General features: G+C 59.7%; 19 protein-coding genes and 4 pseudogenes. 19 read left to right on the top strand and 4 right to left on the bottom strand.

All coding sequences use genetic code 11. The features are described from left to right. Positions 1-154: 154 nt before the first annotated feature. The 4 genes and pseudogenes from EOA29_RS00300 to EOA29_RS42625 form a co-directional block, all read left to right on the top strand. On the top strand, positions 155-388 hold the full coding sequence (locus tag EOA29_RS00300) for a hypothetical protein (RefSeq protein ID WP_127220023.1): 234 nt from the start codon (positions 155-157) through the stop codon (positions 386-388). Between the two features lie 52 nt (positions 389-440). Next, on the top strand, positions 441-1577 hold the full coding sequence (locus EOA29_RS00295) for an ImmA/IrrE family metallo-endopeptidase (RefSeq protein WP_084831477.1): 1137 nt from the start codon (positions 441-443) through the stop codon (positions 1575-1577). Between the two features lie 4 nt (positions 1578-1581). Continuing rightward, positions 1582-2025 carry a hypothetical protein gene (locus EOA29_RS00290; RefSeq protein ID WP_029354749.1) on the top strand — a complete coding sequence of 148 codons (444 nt, stop codon included), beginning with the start codon at positions 1582-1584 and terminating at the stop codon, positions 2023-2025. A gap of 301 nt (positions 2026-2326) precedes the next feature. Continuing rightward, positions 2327-2666 (top strand): annotated as a pseudogene (locus EOA29_RS42625) (Arm DNA-binding domain-containing protein); the annotation flags it as partial. Between the two features lie 202 nt (positions 2667-2868). Here the strand turns inward: EOA29_RS42625 and EOA29_RS00280 are convergent. Then, complete coding sequence (locus tag EOA29_RS00280) at positions 2869-3240, bottom strand: hypothetical protein (RefSeq protein WP_127220022.1); 372 nt, start codon at positions 3238-3240, stop codon at positions 2869-2871. Positions 3241-3580: 340 nt separating this feature from the next. On the opposite strand from EOA29_RS00280, the gene EOA29_RS00275 reads away from it, so the two are divergent. Together EOA29_RS00275 and EOA29_RS43955 are read left to right on the top strand one after the other, a co-directional pair. Continuing rightward, on the top strand, positions 3581-3964 hold the full coding sequence (locus tag EOA29_RS00275) for a hypothetical protein (RefSeq protein WP_127220021.1): 384 nt from the start codon (positions 3581-3583) through the stop codon (positions 3962-3964). A gap of 107 nt (positions 3965-4071) precedes the next feature. Continuing rightward, positions 4072-4931: pseudogene (locus tag EOA29_RS43955) on the top strand (DUF6615 family protein). Between the two features lie 154 nt (positions 4932-5085). On the opposite strand, the gene EOA29_RS00265 reads toward EOA29_RS43955, so the two are convergent. Continuing rightward, positions 5086-5367: a hypothetical protein gene (locus EOA29_RS00265; protein ID WP_029354740.1), complete on the bottom strand. Its 282-nt coding sequence runs from the start codon at positions 5365-5367 to the stop codon at positions 5086-5088. Between the two features lie 32 nt (positions 5368-5399). On the opposite strand from EOA29_RS00265, the gene EOA29_RS00260 reads away from it, so the two are divergent. From EOA29_RS00260 to EOA29_RS00230, 7 genes and pseudogenes are all read left to right on the top strand, one after another. Continuing rightward, entirely contained in the window at positions 5400-8447 is a 3048-nt protein-coding gene (locus EOA29_RS00260; RefSeq protein ID WP_084831476.1) for an N-6 DNA methylase, read from the top strand. Between the two features lie 188 nt (positions 8448-8635). Further along, positions 8636-8950, top strand: a pseudogene (locus tag EOA29_RS00255) (hypothetical protein); the annotation flags it as partial. Positions 8951-9006: 56 nt separating this feature from the next. Continuing rightward, positions 9007-9504, top strand: a pseudogene (locus EOA29_RS00250) (IS110 family transposase); the annotation flags it as partial. 93 nt (positions 9505-9597) lie between these two features. Beyond that, positions 9598-10041: a hypothetical protein gene (locus EOA29_RS42620; RefSeq protein WP_029354732.1), complete on the top strand. Its 444-nt coding sequence runs from the start codon at positions 9598-9600 to the stop codon at positions 10039-10041. 46 nt (positions 10042-10087) lie between these two features. Continuing rightward, positions 10088-10729: a hypothetical protein gene (locus tag EOA29_RS00240; RefSeq protein WP_091597887.1), complete on the top strand. Its 642-nt coding sequence runs from the start codon at positions 10088-10090 to the stop codon at positions 10727-10729. A 307-nt stretch (positions 10730-11036) separates the two neighbouring features. Beyond that, positions 11037-11803 (top strand): IS5 family transposase gene (locus tag EOA29_RS00235; protein WP_236370666.1). Its coding sequence is split into 2 segments (ribosomal slippage): positions 11037-11370 and positions 11370-11803, totalling 768 coding nucleotides; the frame shifts between segments, so codons are not numbered across the junction. A gap of 93 nt (positions 11804-11896) precedes the next feature. Next, positions 11897-12931, top strand: coding sequence for an IS110 family transposase (locus EOA29_RS00230; protein ID WP_029354722.1), 1035 nt, complete (start codon positions 11897-11899; stop codon positions 12929-12931). Positions 12932-13618: 687 nt separating this feature from the next. Here EOA29_RS00230 and EOA29_RS00225 read toward each other — a convergent pair. After that, positions 13619-14323 (bottom strand): hypothetical protein, encoded by a 705-nt coding sequence (locus EOA29_RS00225; RefSeq protein WP_091597890.1) that lies wholly within the window; start codon positions 14321-14323, stop codon positions 13619-13621. Positions 14324-14535: 212 nt separating this feature from the next. Here EOA29_RS00225 and EOA29_RS00220 point away from each other — a divergent pair, with 212 nt between their 5' ends. The 5 genes from EOA29_RS00220 (at position 14536) to EOA29_RS00200 (ending at position 20314) form a co-directional block, all read left to right on the top strand. Beyond that, on the top strand, positions 14536-15033 hold the full coding sequence (locus EOA29_RS00220; RefSeq protein ID WP_051695310.1) for a hypothetical protein: 498 nt from the start codon (positions 14536-14538) through the stop codon (positions 15031-15033). Positions 15034-15068: 35 nt separating this feature from the next. Next, positions 15069-16832 (top strand): hypothetical protein, encoded by a 1764-nt coding sequence (locus EOA29_RS00215; protein ID WP_091597893.1) that lies wholly within the window; start codon positions 15069-15071, stop codon positions 16830-16832. Next, entirely contained in the window at positions 16799-17047 is a 249-nt protein-coding gene (locus tag EOA29_RS00210; protein ID WP_051695306.1) for a hypothetical protein, read from the top strand. Before EOA29_RS00215 ends, EOA29_RS00210 begins: the two co-directional genes overlap by 34 nt. 367 nt (positions 17048-17414) lie before the next feature. Beyond that, complete coding sequence (locus EOA29_RS00205) at positions 17415-19577, top strand: prolyl oligopeptidase family serine peptidase (protein ID WP_084831474.1); 2163 nt, start codon at positions 17415-17417, stop codon at positions 19575-19577. A 38-nt stretch (positions 19578-19615) separates the two neighbouring features. Then, positions 19616-20314: an OmpW family protein gene (locus EOA29_RS00200; protein ID WP_127220019.1), complete on the top strand. Its 699-nt coding sequence runs from the start codon at positions 19616-19618 to the stop codon at positions 20312-20314. A 732-nt stretch (positions 20315-21046) separates the two neighbouring features. Here the strand turns inward: EOA29_RS00200 and EOA29_RS00195 are convergent. Further along, positions 21047-21265 (bottom strand): helix-turn-helix transcriptional regulator, encoded by a 219-nt coding sequence (locus EOA29_RS00195; protein ID WP_029354714.1) that lies wholly within the window; start codon positions 21263-21265, stop codon positions 21047-21049. Between the two features lie 109 nt (positions 21266-21374). Here EOA29_RS00195 and EOA29_RS00190 point away from each other — a divergent pair, with 109 nt between their 5' ends. Next, positions 21375-21641 (top strand): DUF2285 domain-containing protein, encoded by a 267-nt coding sequence (locus EOA29_RS00190; protein ID WP_029354712.1) that lies wholly within the window; start codon positions 21375-21377, stop codon positions 21639-21641. Positions 21642-22027: the final 386 nt, after the last annotated feature.

Genomic DNA, 22027 nt, shown 5'->3' with positions numbered 1-22027 from the left:
GACAAAATGGGCTCTGGCGTAGAGGATTAGAATAGCCAATGGGAGGGGAACGAAATGCACAATGGTCGTAAAGAGAGCGAGCTGCTCGCCCATGCAAGACTGGTCCACGGCAGCGTAGAACGACCAATACAGGGCCGCTAGCCCGAACAAGGATGTGACGGCCGCGCAGCATGTTACCCAAGTGGCCAAACTATCGTCATTGATGACGATCTCTCGCTTTGCCGATTCCAAACGTGCCCGAAGGCTGCCGGCTGATGAGGGGTTTCTCACCTTTCTTGTTCCGATTAACGTTTCGATTGCCGCGATCTGGCGTGCAAGCGGTCCTCGAGGAACGATTGCCAGCTCTCTAAAAATCGACAGCGCCAAATTCAATCCGAACGCTAGTTGAAGCAGTCCGGAAAACTCATTCAGACGAAAACACTCTGTTGCGAGCGACTGAGATGCCATTGAAACTTACCCCCCGACCTTCGGCAGTGGAAAGCATCCGCCGCGCGCGACGATTGTCAATTGAAGCGGTCGCGATTGAGGCGAATATCCGACCAGATTTCTTGACTGAAATGGAAACAACCCCAACCGACGTCAGCAAGCGAGTGGCGTTTTCACTTGCCTCCGCTCTAGCTGTACCGGTCCAGTTCCTGTTCGCCAAAGACGTAGAAATCGACGCCAATATGCCTGATTTTCGTGCCGCCAATAATAGGCCAGCGGTTCTTACATCGGCAGGACTAACGCGAATCGCGCGTGCTCGTTCTATCGCCGCCTACCTGGCGGACCGAGCGTTCGAAGACTGCGCCAGGTTCGCCAATACAAATAGCGTGACCATCCATCAGCAGTCGACCGCGCGAAAGCTATTGAAATCGCTCTATGTCCCCGTCCAGCGCGTCGATGGATCGGTGGATCCTACCCTAACGTTCAGGGAGACGCGTGTATCGCTAGAGCGGAAAGGCATCATCGTGCTCTGCGATAGGGTAGCGGACCCGTTCCGTGGGTTTTGTTACTCTCCTACCGGTGACTTTCCCATCATCTTCGTGAATACAACCGGGCAGCGGCCCGCTACCAAGCTGTTCACACTGATGCATGAAGTGGTGCATGTGCTCCTTGGCAAAACGGGAGTTTCAGACCCCGCCATTCTCAACAACCAGGTTGAAAGATTCTGCAACTCGGTGACTGCCTCGGTCATGATGCCTGCGGAGGAATTTTCCCAAGCCTATAAAAGCGTCGCGGGAAGGGGTGCTAGGGCCGTCGTTGATCTCCTTTCCAGACGATTTGGCGCCAGTAAGCAGGCGAGCGCCTTACGCGTCTCTGATTTGGGCTTGAGCAAAGGCTTTTACGCTGCGTGGTCTGCGACCCTGCCGTCTGAAGTCCCCATGATCGAAGAAGAAGACGAAGGTGAGGAAAACAGCGGGGGCGGTGGAATTAGCTCGCAGATTGCCAGGTTCGGATATCTTCTGCCTAACATGCTCACCGCCGCGGTCGACAGGAAGGCAATCTCTCAGTTCGATGCGTACCGGCTCACCAATCTGAAGCCAAGTACGATAAAGCAGATCGCCGCCATCGGTGTTAACCGGCTGGGGCCATAACAGCATGGCCTATAGCGGCATCAACTTTGTGCTTGATCTAGAGGCATGCCTCTATTTTAGCGAAGCTGGCGGAAACCTGAAAGCCGCTCTGTTCCAACGAGCGAAAGTCGAACGCATTGCGGTACCCAAAGAGGTTTTCGACCAGGTTCGTATCTTCGACAAGAGCTTGGCCGATGAGATATCGGAGTCGGACATCGAAATTGTCGAACTCGATTCCGACGTATACGTGGCCGCTTGCGCACTCAACGAAATCTTTATGACCTCAGGGCATCGGTTAAACGCGGCCGCAAACGAAAAGGTCCCCTTCATAGCTCTCGTCCATTGTGCGCAAAATGGCGCTAAGCCGCCATGCCATTTGGTATCCGGCGACAACGGACTCCACTCCTCGTCGATGAGAAGCCTCTGTGCCGCCCTGAAAGTCCCTTTCATGGAAGTCACCAGCTTCTAGCAGCATTTTGGCGCTGTGCGGGAACTTGGTGTGGGACCAAGTGGCAGCTTTGCTCGAAAACCCATCTAAGCGACTGTGCCCTTCCCGAGAGATGGGTGCACTTCACCATGTCTCCGGTATAAACCGTAACCTATGTGTCCAGAATGGACCCCTGATTTCTTTGGCGCACCCTATCTCTTAGAAACTTTTAGGCAACTTGAAATGCCGAGCGACGCTCGAATCCGAAACTGCGCTCCGACTTCCGCCCTCGTGCTTACGTGGTTGCTTACGCGAGAGATCGGTGCTGGTTGGAGAGAACGTCATGACTAAGATCACCAAAAGGGTTGTCGACGCCGCCCAGGTCCGCGAAAAGGACTACGTCATCTGGGATGAGGAGCTGCTCGGTTTCGGCCTTCGTGTGTTCGCATCCGGCAAACGCAGCTATGTCATCAATACAGGGCAGCCGGCCGCTCGCCTCGCTACACCATCGGCCTCCACGGGATTGGACGCCCGAGACGGCACGACCGGAAGCGAATGTCCAGTTCGGCCGTGTCGCTCAAGGCGACAATCCTGCCGACGAGCGTGAACTCGACTACAAAGCAATCACCATCAAAGAGCTGTGTGCGCGATATATCGCCGATCTGAACGCGGGGCTTAACCTGCAAGCGGTATGAAGCCCCGCTGCCGATTTAGTATTTCTCGAAGGTCGGATTGTAGTCTTTACAGGCCATTTCGCTCAGAATCGAATTCGAGTCGCGCAAGGCACGTAGCAAAGACGGTTTAGTAAGGCCGGCCAACGTCACTTTCTCTGCCGAAACGCCAACAATGACGCGCAGAAGAACGGCGAAGACGTGACGAACGAGATCAAGAGAGTGATCGTCCGGCCCAATAGTCGCTGACTGGTCTCTTTCGCTTCTCGCCATGCCAGCGAGGATTGTTCATGAATGTCAGCGTGTCTCCCAAATTGGTGGGCACGCCATGAGCGATGTCATTCCTGATCGCAAACGCGAGACGGGCTGCATTGCACCATGTCTCAAGCAGGGGTGCGCTCCTCTCCTGCTGGCAGGGTTGAGGCGAATGTTTCAAGCATCCGATCAAATCAGAGATCATCTTCGCGTCGGTCTCGGGTCGAATGCCCGTTGGATTGGCGCCCTCGAGCTTCCACAGTGCCCGCTCCAGGTGATGTTCGATGGCGGCGGCGAAGATGATGATCGCCGCGATACGCTGGCTGACCATGGGCGTCAGCCCAAGCCGCTCTTCGAGGGTGTCGGCCCTTCCATACGTCATTACAGGGGTAGTTTCATCTCGCTCACTCCTGACCGTATCCCCACAGCCGTTTCTGCCGCGCGATCTTGAGCCCGACCGTATTGATGGAACCCCCGGCCGCAGGGCAGATCCCCTGCGATAGTCACGGAGCGAGGAAAAATCCATCCAAATCGAATTATCCTCGTTGATGGACTTCGTGACGTGAATTTCCGACGCTAAAAAGGTCGAAATGCCAATTCTTCTCAGTAGGATCAGGCTGTCGAATTACTTATCCTAAGGCATCATGGTCATCTTCGGAAAGGACGCCCCGATGACTGACGAGCGTTCCCGCGGCCGCCCTCGCGGCACAGGCAAGAACGATACAGTCTTCCTGACCATGGTTGCAGATCTCATGGTGAAGACGCCTGGCCTGAAGTATACCACAGCCACGACGCGCATCGTTCGGCAGCGCACGGACTGGGATGCGGCGAGTCCAAAGGCGGCGGTCCGTCGCTGGCAAGTGAAATGGAAGGTGCAAGGTGAGGCACTTCTCGCCGCTGCGCATGAGCGCGCCATGCCGAAGCCTGTAGCTCGGATAGGCCGTCATTCGCGCTTGCCAGACATGAGCGAGGCGCAGGCGATCGTCACGCTGATCCTAGATGCCGTGCGGAACCACGACCCCGTTCATTACCGCTCGCTTGAAACCACACGCTAACTCCCTGCGCTGAGTGTAGGTGATTATGGAATTCGCGGAGCGGCAATAGTCATCGTAGGATTACAACGTTGGCAACACTTTGCGACCTGGCAACACGGCTACCTCTTGTGATCGGGGGACTGCTCGACCGCGAGACCAACCTCAAGCGCGGTAGGTTCCGGGAAGAAACCATGACCGACATCCTCACGGGCGCGCTGGCCGCGTTCGCCGGTCCAGAGCTCGTCATCTCCTACCCGATCGAAAAGGACACCGGGGGTGATCTTGATCTGCGGTTCTGGAACGTGTCTGAGGGTCGCGACCTTTGGGTGCGGATCCAAGCCAAGCGCCTAAACGCCGCCGTGGTCCAAAACAAGAACCGCTCCTACAGCGAGCTGCTGCATAGGCCCTCGCCCAAGCATGACTATCAATTCCGCACCCTGCGGGACACGCCCCCGCCGTGGGTCCCACTTTACCTCTTCTACAATCATGCGAGTGTGACGATGGACCCTAACTTCAGGGGGCTGGTCCCCTCTGTCAGCGGGGCGAACCTAGCCTTTGCGAGCGACATCGCCGCCGAACTGGAGGCGAAGCTCGCTGGTGCCAGTGGGACGCCGAAAACGGGAGCGCTTAACAAGCGTCTGTCCATCTGCGGCCTCATTTCTTTTGCCTCGAGGCACTACTTTGTCCTCGGAGCACGGTTCGGAGCGAGACGGTTCCGACACCTGATACGGTCTCTGCCTTCCTGAGAGAGCGATATGTTCGTAGCGCCCCTGCCAGGCCTCGCGAAAGGTACGGGGACGAAACCTTCCGCCGGCTATCTGAACCTCATGAGCTCATGACAGCTGATGGGATTGGTCGGACCTTGCAGGACGGTCCGGCGGTACGTATCGACCGGCAGCTCGATTACCCGTTAGTTACGTTCATCTCCGGTCGCACCGGAGACTCCCGTACGCCTGTCATCAGCGACGTGCCCTCACAGCGAGGCTGAGCTGGGGCTCGCAATTAATAGGGATTGGCTGGCTAAATTGGGGGGCGGACTAAAGACATTTGAGCCCAGCGGCCCATTTCAGGCAAAGCTTGCGTAGTAACTTTGCGCCTCATTTTGGCTCTGGTCGACTTCCAAGCACTTGACAAACTACTGGTCAATTCGTCGATCCAGCGGAGCGGAGGTCGGAAGAGAACCGCGTCGCGTGGAGCCGGTCCATCTCTGTGTCGAACCGGTGCCACAGAAGAACGCCCTCCTCACCGAGCATTTCGCTGTCGCGTTGGAAGCGGTTCTCCTCGTGCACGGCGTCCAGCGGATCGCGCCAAGGGAAGATTGCCGTGGCTTCGAGCTTGGCCAGTGTCGTTTCCAGACGCGATCGGATCGCTACCCGCTCTGATTGCGATAGCGTGTTGCGTTCGGCGTCGTCTTGCGCGAACAAGTCTGCTTGAGCGAATCTCATGGTGGCAACTTATGCTCTCGCGCATGCGGCGGCAACGGTACAGCCTCAAGCGGGAGGGGAAAGTGGCAAACAGTTGGCGCGGAGATCGTCTGCCCGACATCGTCCGATCGATGGCTTCCCGGCCACGACACGAGGCGTTGCGGGGCCTGATCACGGAACTGCTGCGAGAAGGCTTCGGCGCCGCGTTCAGCGAGTTAGAGCACGAGCGCTACCTTGTCGACAACAGTGGGCGGATCGACGTGGCGTGGGGCGCCACCGTGATCGAGCTGAAGAGCGATCTACGGCGCGAAGAGCGTGATGTCGTCGCCCGTATGCCCGACTATCTGGCCGATGCAAGCCGCGGCAGCGCACCTGGCCGTACCACCGTCGGTCTTGCCACCGACGGCGCGACGCTGCTCGCTTACACGCTGGATCTCGGCAGGCTCACGAGCATCGGCCGCTATGACGTCGACGTCGACCACCCCGAACGGTTGCTGACCTGGCTCGAGCCGCTGCTCTCGCCCGTTCCCGAGGTGATGCCGACACCGATCGCTGTCGCGCTCGCGTTCGGTCGATACAGCCTTGCCTTCGGCCGCGCGCACGCGCAACTGCAGCGCCTGTGGTCCGAGGTCGGCGACCATCCCGAAGTGCGGTTGAAGCGGAACCTGTGGGATGGGTTGCTGCGCCAGGTATACGGCGATGACGTGGGCAGTGATGCGCTGTTCCTCCAACACACCTACCTGACTATCCTCGTGAAGGCGATCGCGGCGCGCGTCCTCGATCTGGAAATTGGCGATCCGGCGGAGATGCTGTCGGGCCGGTTGCTGGCGAATGAGGGTATTGTCGGCGCCGTCGAGGCTGACTTCTTCGACTGGCCCCTACTCGCAACGGGCGGCGATGACCTGGTGCGTTCGCTTGCCGCCGAAACGATTCGTTTTCGCCTGCGCGATGTCAAGGTCGACGTGCTCAAGAGTCTCTACGAGAGCCTGATCGACCCCGACGAGCGCCACGACCTCGGTGAATACTACACCCCCGACTGGTTGGCCGCGCGGGTGGTCACGGCGGCTATTCCTCGCCCGCTGGAACAGCGGGTGCTCGATCCGTCCTGTGGCTCTGGGACCTTTCTGTTCCATGCGCTTCGCCGCCTGATCGAAGCCGGTCGGCAGGCTGGGGTGCCACCAGCCGAGATCGTCGAGACTTGTGCCGATCGCGTGTTCGGGATCGACGTGCACCCTGTCGCGGTCGCGCTCGCGCGCGTCACGTGGCTGCTGGCACTCGGCGATTTGGTACAGGATCGGCCGCCCACGCTCAGCGTGCCGGTTTATATGGGCGACTCGATGCAGTGGAACCTGCGACCGCTGGGCGCATCGGCCGAAGTGCTGGTCGACGTGCCGCCCAACGATCCGCCCCTGCGCATCCCCGCCGGCTTGGCGAGCGACCAACATCTGTTCGAGCGTGCGCTCGACGAGCTCAACCGCGGGCTCGACACGCTCGCCGAGCCGGAGGCCATTCGCCATGCCATCGCTCTCGCCGGCGCGACCACCGAGGACGCGGCCATGCTCGGCCAAACGTTCGCGCAGCTCAAGGAACTCTATCTTGACGGCCGCAACCACATCTGGACTTTCATTCTGCGCAACTTGCTGCGCCCAGTGTGGCTGTCGCATCCCGATCACCGGGCTGACGTCCTGATCGGCAATCCGCCCTGGATCGTTTATCGCCACCTGAGCGCGGACATGAAGGACCGGCTGCGCGAGGCGCTGCGGAGCTACAATCTCTGGGTCGGTGGCAGTCTGGCCACACAACAGGACATGTGTGCGCTGTTTTGGGCGCGCGGCGCGGAACGCTACCTGCGCGACGGCGGCGTGCTGGCGCTCGTTCTGCCCTATGCCGCGCTCAACGCTCCCGTGTTCGCCGGAATGCGCGACGGGGGCATGGAGCGCGTGCGGGTAGCGATCATCGGCGGTTGGGGTCTGGAGCGGGTGTGGCCGATCTTCGGTGCGCAATCCGGCAGCAGCACGACGAGCACCTGTGTGCTGTTCGGTGAGCGTGACCGTGCCGGGCCGCCGCCGGCGGAATTCGATCGCTGGGTAGGTGTGCTTCCACGGCGTGATGCCAGCGAGGCCGAGGCGGCCGAGGTGCTCGCGCATATGCGCGCGGCTTGGCCAAGGCCGAGAACGCTACTTGCTGCATCTCCATATCGGACACGCTTCCGTAATGGTGCAAGCCTCTTTCCAAGGCGCTTTGTTCTCGTGGAGTATGCCGCAGCCGGACGCCTGCAAAGCCGCCGCGATGCGCCGCGCCTGCGCGGCCGTGTTGGTAGTCTCGACAAGCGGCCGTGGACCGGCGTCGAGCCTCCCGAGGGCCCGGTCGAACGCATATTCGTGCGTCGAATTGCGCTGGGAGAGTCCGTCGCACCTTATCGGGTCCTCGACCTCGTGACGGGCGTGGTTCCGATGGAGAGCGGTGCAATCCTCACGGCGGCAAGCGCTGACGCACGAGGCCATCGTGGCCTTGCGGCGTGGTTGCGCGATGCCGAAACGAAGTGGAACGAGCATAGCAACAAGGGGGTAGACGGCGCGCCTCGTATGACGCTGACGCGGTCGCTAAACCACCTTCAAAAACTGGTGGCGCAGGCGGCGAGATCGCCGATTCGAGTTCTCTACACCAAAGCTGGAACGCGATTGAGCGCGTGCTGGCTAGAGGACGACGATGTGATTATCGACCACAAGGCCTATTGGTCGGCCGCCAACTCACTCGAAGAAGCCGCGTACGTTGCTGCCGTCCTGAACACGAGTATTGTGCTTGATCGCGTAAAGGACCTTCAGCCAGTCGGACAGCGAGATCCGCGTGACTTCGACAATCTCGTCTGGACGCTGCCTATCCCTGAATTCGACGCTTCCGAGGCACTGCACGTGGACCTTGCCGCGGCGGCGCTGCACGCTGCCGGAATCGCCGCCCGCATCGAACTACCCGACAGCGCGCACTTCACCGCCAAGCGGCGGGCGATCCGGCAAACACTAGTCGACGACGGCGTAGCGGAAACGATCGAACGCCTTGTCGACGCGCTACTTCCACCTTGACACCCGCACTAGAGAAGGTCCGCTATCGGAACCAATCCGCCCGTCCCCTGCCGTCCGCTCCCGGGCCTTATGCTGCCCCTTAGCCTGACGAATTGCAGAGTGCCGTTAAACCAAGTCATATAATTCGTGTCCACTTGCTATGCATTCGAATGTTAATATATTGTGCGTATGAGAGGTCGTAATTTGTCATAACCTACGCACAGCTCGCACACTCCAAGGCGGTCTCAGGCTTTGTCGATAGCCTTCAGGAGCCGCGCACGCCTTATATCTCGCCGAAGCGCCTGTCGCAGGCGCTGGGCGTGAAGGTGGCCAATCTGGCACAGTTGACCGGGGTTCATCGCAACACGCTCCGCAATCCCTCATCGGAACGCCTGCAGGGCCGGATGCGCGAGATGGTACAAGTGATCTCGGCCGCGACGGAGCTCACCGGCGACGTCGACAAGGCGATCTACTGGTATCGCAACGAACCGATCGCCGACTATGGCCACCACACGGCTGCCGATAGGGTGCTACAGGGCTGAGCATGCTCGTCGCGTTGGTTGAGGACGAGGGGCACGACCTCATTCCCCCGCTTGCCCGATCGGCCCTACAGCAATTGCGTGAGGTGCACGAGAAGGTCGGTGAGCTGGACCGACAGATTCACATCTGGCATCGTTCGCACGAGTTGAGCCGTCGCCTCGAAACGATCCCCGGCATCGGTCCGATCACCGCCAGCGCAATCGTTGCGACCGTGACAGATGCTTCCCTGTTCAAATCCGGCCGGCAACTCGCGGCTTGGCTTGGCCTGGTGCCGCGACAGAACTCATCCGGAGGAAAGGATCGGCTCGGGCGGATCAGCAAGCAAGGCGATCCCTACATCCGTCGCCTTCTTGTTGTGGGAGCCCATGCCGTGCTTCGCTTCTGTCGTAAGGGCAAAGCGGCACCCACTCGCTGGGCTGCCGAGCTTCTGGCGAAAAAGCCGTACAACGTCGTTGCGGTGGCCTTGGCAAACAAGATGGCCCGGATCGTCTGGGCGCTGATGACTACGGGCAAGCGCTTCGCGGATTCACCGGCGTAGTGACGTAGTCGCAGAGGATGCACAGAGGTTGGTGAGGTGCTGATGGTGTGATGACCGACGGTCGAACCGGGATCGGAAAAACCCGCTCAGTGGGTGCCGCTCAAAAAGCGCGTTGACCTGTCTGGGATCCGATCCGCGGACTTCAAGGCCAGCGGCATGAACAGGCCGCACTCAAAGGCCGAATACATGCCTGCACCCGACCAACCTGTCATCAATGTCAGAAAGCCCTTGCCACGCGGAGGCTGTCCATACATGCACTGTCTTCTCGGATCCGAGACCGGAAAGGCCGCGCTCGGCGATCTCGATCTTGGCGCCGACTGCGTGCGGCACGCACGAATGTTTTTCGACCGTCCCGACTATGACCTCGCCTCAGCAGTCCCGGGCAGCTTCGCGATCGCGCCCGCTCCAAAGATGGTGGACGCGCTCACGCGCGACTATGCCAATACGGCGGCCATGATCTTCGGCACTCCGCCGAGTTTCGATGACATTCTGGAATCAGCACGGCAGATTGAGCAGGACATCAACACCCATTCCTAGTCGCCTGGCCACGTCGCCGGGGCATCATCAAGGCGGTGTCGAGCAAATGGTCTGCTACTTCAAACCCGAGGGCATCGAAAAACATCACGCTGGCCGAGAGGACATGCATTGGCAGTTCGCTGAACTGCGGGATCGCTTTCTTGGTCGTAAGTATCAAACCGAGCGTGGCCACGAGTTCGAAATCACCGAGAGGGACACGGTCTTCGACGCGACGCTGACTATCCAGGCAGCATTGGCAGCCGCACAGCAGGCTGCGGAGGACGAGGATTTATTAGGCGAAGGCACCGCCGACGTGCCCCCTGTAGAGTCGCCTGACTGGCTTCTAACCAGAGAAGAAGTAGCCATTCTCCAAGAGGCCGGCGTCGAACTGGAAGATGAGTACGCGCGCAACCTCGAGCGCTTAATGGAGGGTCCTGCACAGTCTCCGTTTCGTCTCCCAACGCACCAAAAAGGCAACTGCGCAGAGCAAGCCTTCTATCCATCAATCTCCCTTTTCAAAATCATCATATCTCTGACCAACACTGCGATATTTTTCGCGGCGGAAGGAGCCAGGCACAGTCATTTCATGCGCAACAGCATTTCTAAGTTTCTCAGCTCGCCGGAACACGTCGGCGGCCGATGTCGCGCTCCGGGGGAGCTCTATTCCTTTTCGAACAATATCAGATTTGTCGCAGAACTGAGTGAATAGGATCTCGTCCACAAATCCATCATCACTCTTCGCATCGGCGATCACTTGAGAAATCTTCTTTCTTCTTTCGGCGCTAAGCTTCTCCAGCCAGCGGCCCGGCGTTTCGAAGCGTCTCCCTATCGCATCCGCCATGGACATCTCGAATGCTGTCACGAGAGCAAAGAGCGCTGCTCGCACTGGCAATTTCTGCATGCTGAAATGCTGACGAGACCTTCGATCTGGCGTGAGGAAACAACTAGGGTCAGGACCCATTAAATTGTTGAGTTGAAGGAGCGATGATGATTCAAGGTGGCTGGAGGTGGCCACCATGGGTGATTTGTTACTGCTGTCGCCGACGCAGATGCGGCGGATCGAGCCATTCTTTCCACGCTCGCACGGGGTACCTCGGGTCGATGACCGACGGGTGCTGAGCGGGATTCTGTTCGTGATCCGTAACGGGCTGCGCTGGCGGGATGTGCCGGCCGCCTATGGTCCGCACAAGACGATCTACAACCGGTTCATTCGCTGGAGCCGGCTGGGTGTGTTCAACCGCATTCTGGCCGAACTCTCGGCCCGGGGCGGCGGCACAGACAAGCTGATGATCGATGCCACCCATCTCAAGGCGCATCGCACGGCAGCCAGCCTGCTCAAAAAGGGGCTCTACCCCGATGTATCGGACGGACCAGAGGCGGTCTGACCACCAAGCTGCAGGTGGTTTGCGACGACCAGGGACGTCCGTTGCTGCTGCACCTGAGCGAAGGCCAGGCCAACGATCACAGAACCGCCGCTGCCGTGCTCGACGAACTGCCACCTGCCCGCCATCTGCTGGCCGATCGGGCCTACAGTTCCACTGGCTTCCGCGAGGCGCTCATCGGCAAGGGCATCACACCCTGCATCCCGCCTCATGCCAAGCACCGTGTCCAGCACAGCTATGATCCGCTGCTCTACAGGCAGCGCCACAGGATCGAGAACATGTTCGCCCGCCTCAAGGACTGGCGACGCATCCACACTCGATACGACCGATGCGCGCACACATTCTTGTCAGCAATCGCCTTCGCTGCAGCGTTCATCTTCTGGATCAATGAGATGCTGTAACGGGGCCTGCGTCGTGCGCTGCCCGTTACCGATTGCATGCTGACCGGTTGCCGCCGACGCTCCCGTATCTGATTCTGACAGGAGGATTACGGGATGAAACTGTTCATTGGGTTGGATGTCTCACTCGCCAAGACTGCGGTCTGCATTGTCAGCGAGCACGGCAAGATCGTGAAGGAGGCTGAGGTCGGCAGCGATCCCGCGGCGCTGACGCAATTCGCGCTGGAGCAACAGGGCGAAATTGCGATGATCGGGATGGAAGCCGGGCCGTTGTCGCAATGGCTGCACCGGGGGCTGACCGAAGCCGGCCTGGAAGTGGTTCTGATGGATACCCGGCAAGTGAAGGGTGCTCTGAAAGCCATGCCGATCAAGACAGACCGGCGCGATGCTGAAGGTATTGCCCGGCTGCTACATTTGGGCTGGTTCCGGCCAGTCCATTGCAAGTCGGTGTCTGCCCAGGAGATCCGCGCACTCCTCGGGGCGCGCAAATCCATCCAGCAGGGCGTGATCGCTCTGGAAATGTCCTTGCGCGGGTTATTGCGGAACTTCGGCTTGAAAGTCGGCGCAATCTCCAAAGGACGGTTTGATGCTCGCATTCAGGAACTGGTTGCCAGCAACACTACGCTGGTGGCGGCAACCGAGCCGATGCTTCGCGCCCGTGCCACCCTCCGCCATGAACTGGCGCGACTGGAGCGGCATGTGCGCAGCCTAGCACAGGACGACCCGACCTGCCGCTTGCTGATGACCATGCCGGCCGTTGGCGCGGTGGTCGCATTGACCTTCAAGTCGGCCGTGGATGATCCGGCTCGGTTCTCGTCGTCGAAGAAAGTCGGCCCGTGGGTCGGCCTCCCCCCTTCACGGCAGCAGTCCGGCGAGCGCGACGTGACAGGCGGTATCACCAAAGCCGGTGACGCCCATTTACGCCGCGCCTTATGCCAGGCCGCAACCGTCATGATGAACCGGGGCCGTGGGTCGTGGTTGCGGACATGGGCCTCGCGGGTCGCGAAACGGCGCGGCACCAAGCGGGCCATGGTGGCCTTGGCGCGTCGGATCGGTGTGATCCTGCATCGGATGTGGCTGGACGGAAGAAACTTCCGCTGGGAAGGAGCGCCAGAGCCGATCCATGCATGAGCTAATCTCCGTGTTGATGTCTGCCTGAGCGCAGACCTGCGAGGTCCCCGACCCGGGACGTGGTCCCGATGACGCCGCGGTCTGGACTGATGCCGCCCCGCCGGGCGAGCACGCCAATGAGATGGGCGCATCGGAACCATATTGGACAAGCATCATGTTGGCGGCCGCCGCGCCGACCACGGACCGAAGCATGAACCCGGGCAGAACCTCATACGGCAGGAAAGCAGGCGATATAGCACAACCAAAATGCAATCACGCTCTCCGCACACCCGGATGGGCGATCCCTTCTTGCATCAAATTTGCCTTGACGAGGACGGCCCCGTTACCGAAGTCCTGACCCTAGCCGACACGGCCTTTGGTCGGCGTCTCGGATGAAGTCTAGAAATGCTTGCGTCGGCTCCAACCAACGTCTCTTCTGGAGCGGAAACACGCTCAGAGATTTTTCCACTCGGCGGTGTCGCGTCGAAGAAGCGTTCTGCAAAGAATAGTCCCCCGAAACCACCGTCATGAACCACAGGGACATAGCTGTGACGATTGATATTTCGCGTAGTTAGATCGGAAACCGACTCGCAAGTCATAAGATGAGCTCTAGGTGTCATTATCATTCCAACCGTAAGGCCTGCCTGTACGTGCCAATTTCCGCACTTACGTCGGCGAGTTCTTGATAATCGTTTTTCCGCACGAAACTTAAGCTCCCATGGGAGAAGGCGAGGAAATCAATGCACGGGTAGCAACAACGAGCCTGTCTCTCGAGTAATTGTAGAAGCGAGAATCAATTCTGAGTTTCACGTTTGAAGGACGATTCCCAGTGCAGCGTCTGGACCCGGAGGCGTCTAGGAATCCAACAGCAGCATTCAACCAGAACCGAAATTCACCCACGTCGAAATGCGCAATGTTCGAGCGTATGGTCTCAGCGGCATGCTTTTCATGGACCCGCGCCAGCTTGCAGATTGTCATTGCCAGCATGATTGGCTGGTCGTTAGCCCGCTCCCACAGGAAGTCGTCGTCTAGAAATGATGCTTCGTCAGCATCCGAAAACTCGAATCCACGAATGTCCCGTACCTCGGCAAGATTTTCATAGGTATGACTGTGGAAATCACCGATGAGCGTCAAGTGTGGTGCCCATCGATCCATCAGTTCGCTCTTCAGGCGGACAGCCTGATCGTTGGGCTTCACGCTGTTCCGTGATCGCTTGGCTGAAATGCTGAGACTCATAAGATCGACATGGAAATGGGTCGTTCCTTTCGAGTCCTCGCGACTGAAGCCCCAAAGATACCCCAGCGTTTCCAGCTTTGTTCGGCGCGGACGACCATCTCCGAGAACATAGGCTTCCAGTGTGGCAAGCGTAATAGTGTGACGAGCTGCATCAGAAAGGGAAATGGTGAACTTCATCGTGCGTTACCTGAAGGTGCCTCCGATTCGTTTCCGATCAACGGCCAGCCACGATCCTCACTGGGGCTTCGCTGGTCCAAATCGCGATATATCCGACCTAGTCGGCCCGAATCCTGACCTTGATCAGGATCTCGCACGCGAAGTCCTGACCAAGAAGCAATCGCTGGTACGTCGGGGGCTTTATCGTTCCCGCCTACGACGGTGTTGCGCCTGTGATACCTGACGGCGAGGAAACCATCGAAGAAACCGCCGACGACCTTCTCGCCAGTGAGACGCTGGACTCCGCTGTCGAGGAGGAGGTCGATGAGAAGGATTCGACTGACCAACCACCGCGGGACAGGTTTCTTCCGTCGTCGATAGGGTTGACGGTGGTTCTTCCGGAAACGGTGAGTCAAGTCACGCTGCGCGCAACATGGGGGAACTATAAGACGGAGCCCCCATTGCCCGATGCGCTCCTCATTCCCGAAGTGTCGGGAAAGGGCAAGCCAAAGCCAGAAAAGCCCGAGAACCTCCGTTGGGTTCGGGTTTCCGGCGAAGCCGCGATCGTCCTCGACGTCACTCGGAACCAGTCCGGGATCCCGCTGCCGGAAAGCGCTGCGCCTCACAGGCCGGGCGGCGGCATCGAAGTCGCCGTTCACACCGTGTGCTCCGTTAAAAGACTCCGGAAGGGGCTGAAGAGCGTCTGCGCGTCATCACCGTCTTCTTGGTAAACCGTCGACGGAGCACAAAGGCTCCGTACAAGGACGTGGCCTATGCGTTCCAGACCCGGATCGAGCTCGAATGTGCGGATGGATTTTATCCGCGCAGCGACCTGTCCACCTACCAGTCCGATGATTTCGAACTTAGGCTGGGCGATCTCCATTATCGCGATGTCCGCGAATATGCCGTTGGTCGCAACACATCTGCCGGCTGGCAAGAACGGCGTGACGCGACGAACGATCCGCTCCCCGTGACGCGTGTTTGGACCGATTTCCTTCCGCAGCAGGAGGTGGAGCGTGTCGTCCCGGCAAGGAGCGATGGCGTCGAGTTCGGCATGGAGGCTCTCGCTCGGGCTGCCGTTTCCGGAGCCGAAGCGGTCAGTGCAGCCTTGGATTCACTGCCTGAACTTTACGCCGAGTGGCGGCGGGGTCAGGAAGGAATGATGACAGGGCTTGCGCCGAGACGGCTAAAGACGGGCCAGGCGCTTCTGGAAAAAGTTGACACCGCCGGCAGCAGGATTCGCGATGGGATAGATCTCCTTAAGCGTGATACGGTGGCGCGTGAAGCATTCGGCCTGATGAATACGGCGATGGCGATGGCCAACCGCCGGCGCGAGGCAGTGATCCAGAAGAAGCTGCCGGGCGATGTAGACCCGCCAACATGGCGGCCGTTCCAGCTAGCCTTCGTCCTCCTCAATCTCGTTGGCGTGACCGACCGAAACAGTGGTGAGCGTGAGATCGTCGACCTGCTTTTTTTCCGACCGGCGGCGGCAAGAGCGTATCTTGGACTTGCCGCCTATGCGATTGTGCTGAGGCGGCTCCGCGGATCTGGCGTGCTGGGTGCGGGCATCAGCGTCATCATGCGCTACACGTTACGCCTGCTCACGCCGCTGGTCTCGTCTGCGCGCTCGAATTCCTGCGGACCCATGATGACAATGGCCGGAAGACGCTTGGCGAATGGCCGATCGAGATTGGACTCTGGGTGGGCGGCGCAGCCTCACCGAACAATCCAGCCGCGAAATTCTTCCGACAAGGACGCCGCGACGACCTGGCTGAAGCGGTACCAGAGCAGACCTAAGACGAAATCCCCGGTGCCACTGAAGGCATGTCCGTGGTGTGGTGAGCCCTTCAAGCCAGAGAGCTTCCACTTCACGCCCAACAGGACGGCTCCGCAGAATCTAGTGCTCAAATGCGAGAACGCCGAATGCGACTTCACGCGGGATCGACACCTGCCGGTGCTCGTGGTGGACGAGCCAATTTACCGCCGTCTTCCCGCATTTCTCATCGCCACGGTGGACAAATTTGCCTCCCTTCCATGGATTGGCAAGAGCGGCGCATTCTTTGGACACGTAGACCGGTATGATCCGGACAAGGGGTTCTTCGGCGCGTATGGGCCAGGCGAAGGTCGCCCCTTCGGAAACGGGCATCGGCTCGATCCGCCGGATCTTGTCATCCAGGACGAACTGCACCTGATCTCTGGCCCGCTTGGAACGGTGGCCGCACTCTACGAAACAGCGATCGACCTGCTGTCGTCGCGGCCGGGTCTTCATGGACTCATTCGTCCAAAATCGTCGCTTCGACCGCGACCGTCCGAAGGGCGGAGAAACAGATCGCAGCCTTGTTCGATCGTTCGGAGACGGCCGTATTTCCGCCACCCGGCATCCACCGTACCGACAGCTTCTTCGCCAGGACTGTGCCATCGACACGAGAGCCAGCCCGCCTCTACATCGGTGTGGCGAGTCAGGATCGCGGGCCTAAACTCCTCTTTCTTCGGAGCATGCAGACCCTGCTGGCAGGCGCGCAGGCACTGACTTCCAGCCCGACGCAAGAAGGGGAAGATCCCGCCGATCCGTATCTGACAGTGCTCACGTATTTCAATGCGCTTCGCGAGCTTTGGGTGGCGCTCGTCGCATCTCCTCAGAACTCCGCTGCTTCCAGCTGGCGGCTGAAACCCACAGGCGCAGCCAGCTTGGTCGCTAACCGCATCGATCGCCTCATGGTGTCTGCCATGAATCCGTGTTCGTGAAGCGCTCCAGAGCGAAGATGTTGGGCGTCAACCAAGTTCACCAATGAGCTTCACTGCTCGAGTTCTGCACGGTGTCACCGACTGGCGCCGGAGGTTGATCCGGTGATTAGGAGGAGCACTCGTTGTCGGATTCTCGACGATGTCGGACATGTGACACAACGCTTCCAGAGCGATCGCATTGTTCCGAAACGATTTTCCCAGTTGGCACGACGGTTGCGATCCTATGCGCAAAAGCCCTGCGATGCCGCACCGACTGGAAGAACTCATCAATGATCACGCTTTTCGAACATGTGGGCGCCGCTACCAACACTGAGCGTTCCCGAGCCGACGGAAGCCTCTATCCCTTCTTTCTGAAGGCTGTCCGGACATGAACGCATTTGATGTCCGTCCAACGCTGGATGCTCCCGACGACGATCCCTATCTCTGGCTTGAAGATGTAGAGGGCGAGCGGGCACTTGCCTGGGCCGCCGGCCAGTCGGCAAAGACCCTGAAGCACTTCGGTGGAACGCAGTTCGAGCGCGACCGGGCGGCTCTGACAGCCATTTTCGACAATTGCGACAACCTTCCCCTGATCGCGCGCCGTGGTCAGTACCTCTACAATTATTGGCGAGATGCCGGAAATCCACGCGGACTGTGGCGCCGGACCACCCTTGCCGCCTACATGAAGGCGGATCCCCAATGGGAGCTACTGCTCGATCTAGATGCTCTCGCGGCTAGCGACGGAGAGGATTGGATCTGGGACGGCGCGTCCGTCGAGCCGGAGAGACGGGAAAGAGCCGTTCTGCGCCTGTCGCGCGGCGGCAGCGACGCGGTCGTGCATCGCGAATTCGACCTGATCTCTCTGAGCTTTGTCGCCGACGGTTTCAATCTCCCCGAGGCCAAAGGCTACGTTAGTTGGCTGGACCCTGACGCGCTTCTGCTTTCCAGTGCGCTTGGTAATGGCATGGCCACCCGCTCCGGCTATGCGCGCACCGTGCGACTGTGGAAGCGTGACGCGGATCCCCTCACCACGCCGGTAATCTTCGAGGCCGGGTTCGAGAGCCTCAAGGTGTCTGGTCATTCGGACCGCACCGGCCGCAGCGAGCGCCTTTGGTTCATCGAGAAGCCGGCCTTCTTCGAGAAGATCAGCTGGATCGGCGACAGGAGCGGGCCGAGGAGGCAGATCGATCTTCCTCGTGACGCGTCGTGGCGGGTCTTCGGCGACTGGCTGGCGGTAAGGCCGCGCAAGCCGTGGACGGTGGGAGGCACCACCCATCCCGCCGACGCGCTGATCGTCATCTCGCTTTGCTCTTTCCTCGCCGGCGGACGCCGTTTTGAGACCCTGTTTCAACCAGGGGAAAGGCGCTCTCTGCAGTCATTCTTCTGGAATGACGGGAAGCTCATTATCTCTTACCTCGTCAATCTCGTACCGCGTTACGAGATGTTCACTCCCGGCCACCAGGAATGGACGCGCCGAGTCCTGGACACCCTGCCGGCCGAAGGGACTGTCCACGTCTGGTCATTCGATGCGGCAGTTCACGAGACCAATGGAGAGGTCCTGGTCTGTGCTCAGGATCCGATCACGCCGCCGCAGCTCTTGCTATTCGATCTCAATGCCGCGCCGTCTCTCAGCGCTTCAGCAATCCTGAAGCGCAGCCCGGAGAATTTCGATGCATCCGGACTGGTGGTCACGCGCCACGAGGCAGTCTCTATCGATCATGAGCTGATCCCCTATACGCAGGTTGGTCCGGCGAACGGGAACGGAGATGCTCCGATTCACCTTTCCGCTTATGGCGGGTTCGGCATATCACTCCTGCCCTACTACAACTCCCCGCTGGGCAAGCTGTGGCTCGAGCGCGGCGGCACGTGTGTGGAGGCGAACATCCGCGGCGGCGGCGAGTTCGGCACCCGCTGGCACGATGCCGGGCGCAGGGAGGGCAAGCGTCTCGCGCATGACGATTTCGCCGCCGTTGCCGCCGACCTCGTGCGAAGGGGCATCACCCTGCCGAGGCGGATTGCCGCCGAGGGCGGCTCAAATGGCGGCCTGCTGATCGCAAACATGCTGACCCGCTATCCTGAGCATTTCGGGGCTCTGTTCTGCACAATTCCGCTTATCGACATGCGTCGCTACACCAAGCTCTTGGCGGGCGCGAGCTGGATCGACGAATATGGCGATCCGGACAAGGCTCACGATTGGGCTTTCCTGAAGGAAATCTCCGCCTATCACGCCGCGGCGCCGGGACAGCCCTATCCGCCTATCCTGATCGCCACCACGAAACGCGACGACCGCGTCCATCCGGGCCATGCGCGCAAGATGGCCGCAAAACTGCAGGCTCTTGGCTATCCCGCTTACTTCTACGAGGCCAGCGCAGGCGGGCACGGCTACGGCAAGGACAATCGGGAGCAAGCCGCATTCATCAGCCTAGGCACCAATTTTCTCCGCAGCGCAATCGGCTTCAACGATCACCTTCCGGAGATGGCGGAACGCGTTGCAACGCAAGAGGAGCGTTTGAGCTCCATCAACAATTCATTCGAGCAGGAGACGAAATAGTGCAGTGCATCCTTTCTGAACATCAAGGAGTGAATATCATGGCGAGAACGCGAATGGGCGTAGCGCGGGCAATAGCAGCGGCGGTGGCCCTGATCATCGTGGGACAGCAGGCCGTCGCCGCGGAGCCTGCGCAAGCAGAGACCGTCCTGGCGGAGACGGGAGCCTCGGTCACCGAAGCGCCAAGCCCTTGGCAGGTCCGCCTGCGGGGGTTGGGCGTCGTTACGAAAGATCTGGGCTACGTTGATACGCTTCCCGGCTCCGGTCTTTCCTATTCGAACACGGTGACGCCGGAACTCGATATCTCGTATTTCTTTAACGACAACATCGCCGCCGAACTCATACTCGGTACCACCTATGCCAACATCGCGGGCCGAGGGACGATCGGTGGGTTGGGCAACATCGGCAAAGTTTGGCTGCTGCCGCCGACGCTCACGTTGCAGTACCATTTTACCGATCTCGGCGCGTTCAAGCCTTATGTCGGCGCCGGCGTGAACTACACGATCTTCTATAACCAGGACACTGGCAGCGCTGACGCTCTCAAGGTGAAGAACACGTTCGGCACGGCGCTGCAGGTCGGATTCGACTACATGGTGGACCAGCACTGGGGCCTCAACTTCGACGTGAAGAAGCTTTTCCTGAGGCCGGACTTCGACGTCACGGTGGCCGGCGCGAAGCTGACGGGGAAGGCGGAGCTCGATCCCTGGCTGATAGGCGCAGGTGTCACCTACCGCTTTTGAATATCAGAGTGAAGTCTGCTTCCCGACTGCCGGTTTAAAATGAAGGGCGCCTCGCGCGCCCTTTTTTATGGTCGACACTGCAGCGCAAGACCTCATGAAGCTATTGTCGGGCGGGGTTCTCTTCCGGCGGACCAAGAAGGTGCACTGGCCAACCGGCCTTGCGCCTGAGATGGAGTGCTTAGAAGCGCTTTGGATCGGGACGGGCTTTGGTATTGTGGGTGGAATGCTTCAGCCAGACTATTTGCCAGCATCGTCTCCCGGACGTCTGAGCTTCGTGTCAGCGCAAGGCGAACACGCGGCTCCTAGATGCCGACACGATGGCTGGTTCAGCCATGCTGCGACAGTTGCCTTTTTTTTCAGTTCCTTTGCTGTTCGTGCGCTAACCGCAACGCTCCATACTAGTCTCGCGTGCCTGTCCCCGAGGGGTGGGCGGCAGAAAGCGATTAGGCCCGCAGAAAGAGGCGGACCGCATCCGAAGGACCGTAACCAAGAGAAGGACCTGAAGCGAGAGCGAAGGTTGCGGGAAGCCGCGGCGGGCCTAAAAGGCACTGCCGACCAACCCCCACGCCCCAGGAAAGGCTGACAAAAACCGCAGCGGCCGACTGTCCAATAGGGTGCGCCGCGCCAGGGCGAGCCAAATGGCAGGGGCTGCCGGGGGCCCTAAGAAAAGCGTGGGTTCACGAGCACCCGGCGCGCGCCATCAGGCCGCCAGCTACTTGGAGGGCGGGTGTATCAGGCCTGTTTGTCGGGCCGAACCAGATCCATGTGGCTGACGCCGAGGGCCAATGCCAGTTCATAGATCGTGATAATTGTCGGATTTCTTCGGCCTTTCTCCAAGCCGCTGATGTACTGCTGACTGAACCCGGAAATCTCCGCAAGCTGCTCCTGCGTCAGACGCTTCCTTTGCCTGATCCTCTGCACATTCCGTCCGACCAACTTGCGCATATCCATGCACGCAAGCCAGCGGATCAGGCGGCTTGAGTTTATCAACTATAATATGTAATCCACATTTAGCAGGCAGAGGGCTTCGCGGGTCCATTGGCCGGAGATAGAATTAGCGATGTTACAGCCCAAATCGAACACGCCGTTTGCCGACGAGGTCCCCTGGTCGGACCGCATTACAGCCTACGACAAGGACCACTTTACAACCTATATGAGGCTCCTGGACGCCTCAGCCGACAACGCCACTGAAGAGGAAATGGCCCATGTGATCCTCGGCATTGATCCGGCACGCGAACCGGAGCGCGCACGGAACGTTCTTCGCAGTCATCTCGACCGTGCAAACTGGGTGGTGACGAGCGGCTACAAGGATTTGTTCGCCAGTTGACGAAATGGGCGGTGCGGTCGCTTCGCTTCAAGCAACGAAGTCGCGTAACCACCATGCATCGACGCATCACCACAGCGCGAAAGCGCTCGAAGATGATCGCGAGGACTTCCAGTCGGCGCGGATGGCCCAGCGCTTCGCAGTCTCATCGTTTTGTCCTCCGCTCGCCAATGGCTGCTTCCCAGGAAGCGGTGCGGCGGCGAGTCATGACAGGAACGGGCCCGCCGTCTGAGCCGCACCGCATCCGAAGGACCGGATGGACAACCTACTGAAAGCTCACAGCTAGCTAAGGGTTGCGGGACGCCGCGGCGGGCCTAGAAGGATGCGGCGCCACCTGCTGGGAAAGGCACAACAGAAAGAATTACGAGAGTCTAACGACGCACTAGGAG

The organism is Mesorhizobium sp. M1E.F.Ca.ET.063.01.1.1, assembly GCF_003998155.1.
GTDB lineage: Bacteria > Pseudomonadota > Alphaproteobacteria > Rhizobiales > Rhizobiaceae > Mesorhizobium.
Note: the sequence above shows the minus strand (reverse complement) of the source record. Positions and strands in the feature narration are given on the sequence as shown.

Excerpts from the sequence above, each read along its gene's own strand:
- EOA29_RS00295 (WP_084831477.1), top strand. The coding sequence starts at position 441 with ATGCCATTGAAACTTACCCCCCGACCTTCGGCAGTGGAAAGCATCCGC.
- EOA29_RS00275 (WP_127220021.1), top strand. The coding sequence starts at position 3,581 with ATGACTGACGAGCGTTCCCGCGGCCGCCCTCGCGGCACAGGCAAGAAC.
- EOA29_RS00280 (WP_127220022.1), bottom strand. The coding sequence starts at position 3,240 with ATGGTCAGCCAGCGTATCGCGGCGATCATCATCTTCGCCGCCGCCATC.
- EOA29_RS00290 (WP_029354749.1), top strand. The coding sequence starts at position 1,582 with ATGGCCTATAGCGGCATCAACTTTGTGCTTGATCTAGAGGCATGCCTC.
- EOA29_RS00210 (WP_051695306.1), top strand. The coding sequence starts at position 16,799 with ATGCAGACCCTGCTGGCAGGCGCGCAGGCACTGACTTCCAGCCCGACG.
- EOA29_RS00190 (WP_029354712.1), top strand. The coding sequence starts at position 21,375 with ATGTTACAGCCCAAATCGAACACGCCGTTTGCCGACGAGGTCCCCTGG.
- EOA29_RS00225 (WP_091597890.1), bottom strand. The coding sequence starts at position 14,323 with ATGAAGTTCACCATTTCCCTTTCTGATGCAGCTCGTCACACTATTACG.
- EOA29_RS00205 (WP_084831474.1), top strand. The coding sequence starts at position 17,415 with ATGAACGCATTTGATGTCCGTCCAACGCTGGATGCTCCCGACGACGAT.
- EOA29_RS00260 (WP_084831476.1), top strand. The coding sequence starts at position 5,400 with ATGCTCTCGCGCATGCGGCGGCAACGGTACAGCCTCAAGCGGGAGGGG.
- EOA29_RS00230 (WP_029354722.1), top strand. The coding sequence starts at position 11,897 with ATGAAACTGTTCATTGGGTTGGATGTCTCACTCGCCAAGACTGCGGTC.
- EOA29_RS00200 (WP_127220019.1), top strand. The coding sequence starts at position 19,616 with ATGGCGAGAACGCGAATGGGCGTAGCGCGGGCAATAGCAGCGGCGGTG.
- EOA29_RS00195 (WP_029354714.1), bottom strand. The coding sequence starts at position 21,265 with ATGGATATGCGCAAGTTGGTCGGACGGAATGTGCAGAGGATCAGGCAA.
- EOA29_RS00240 (WP_091597887.1), top strand. The coding sequence starts at position 10,088 with ATGGTCTGCTACTTCAAACCCGAGGGCATCGAAAAACATCACGCTGGC.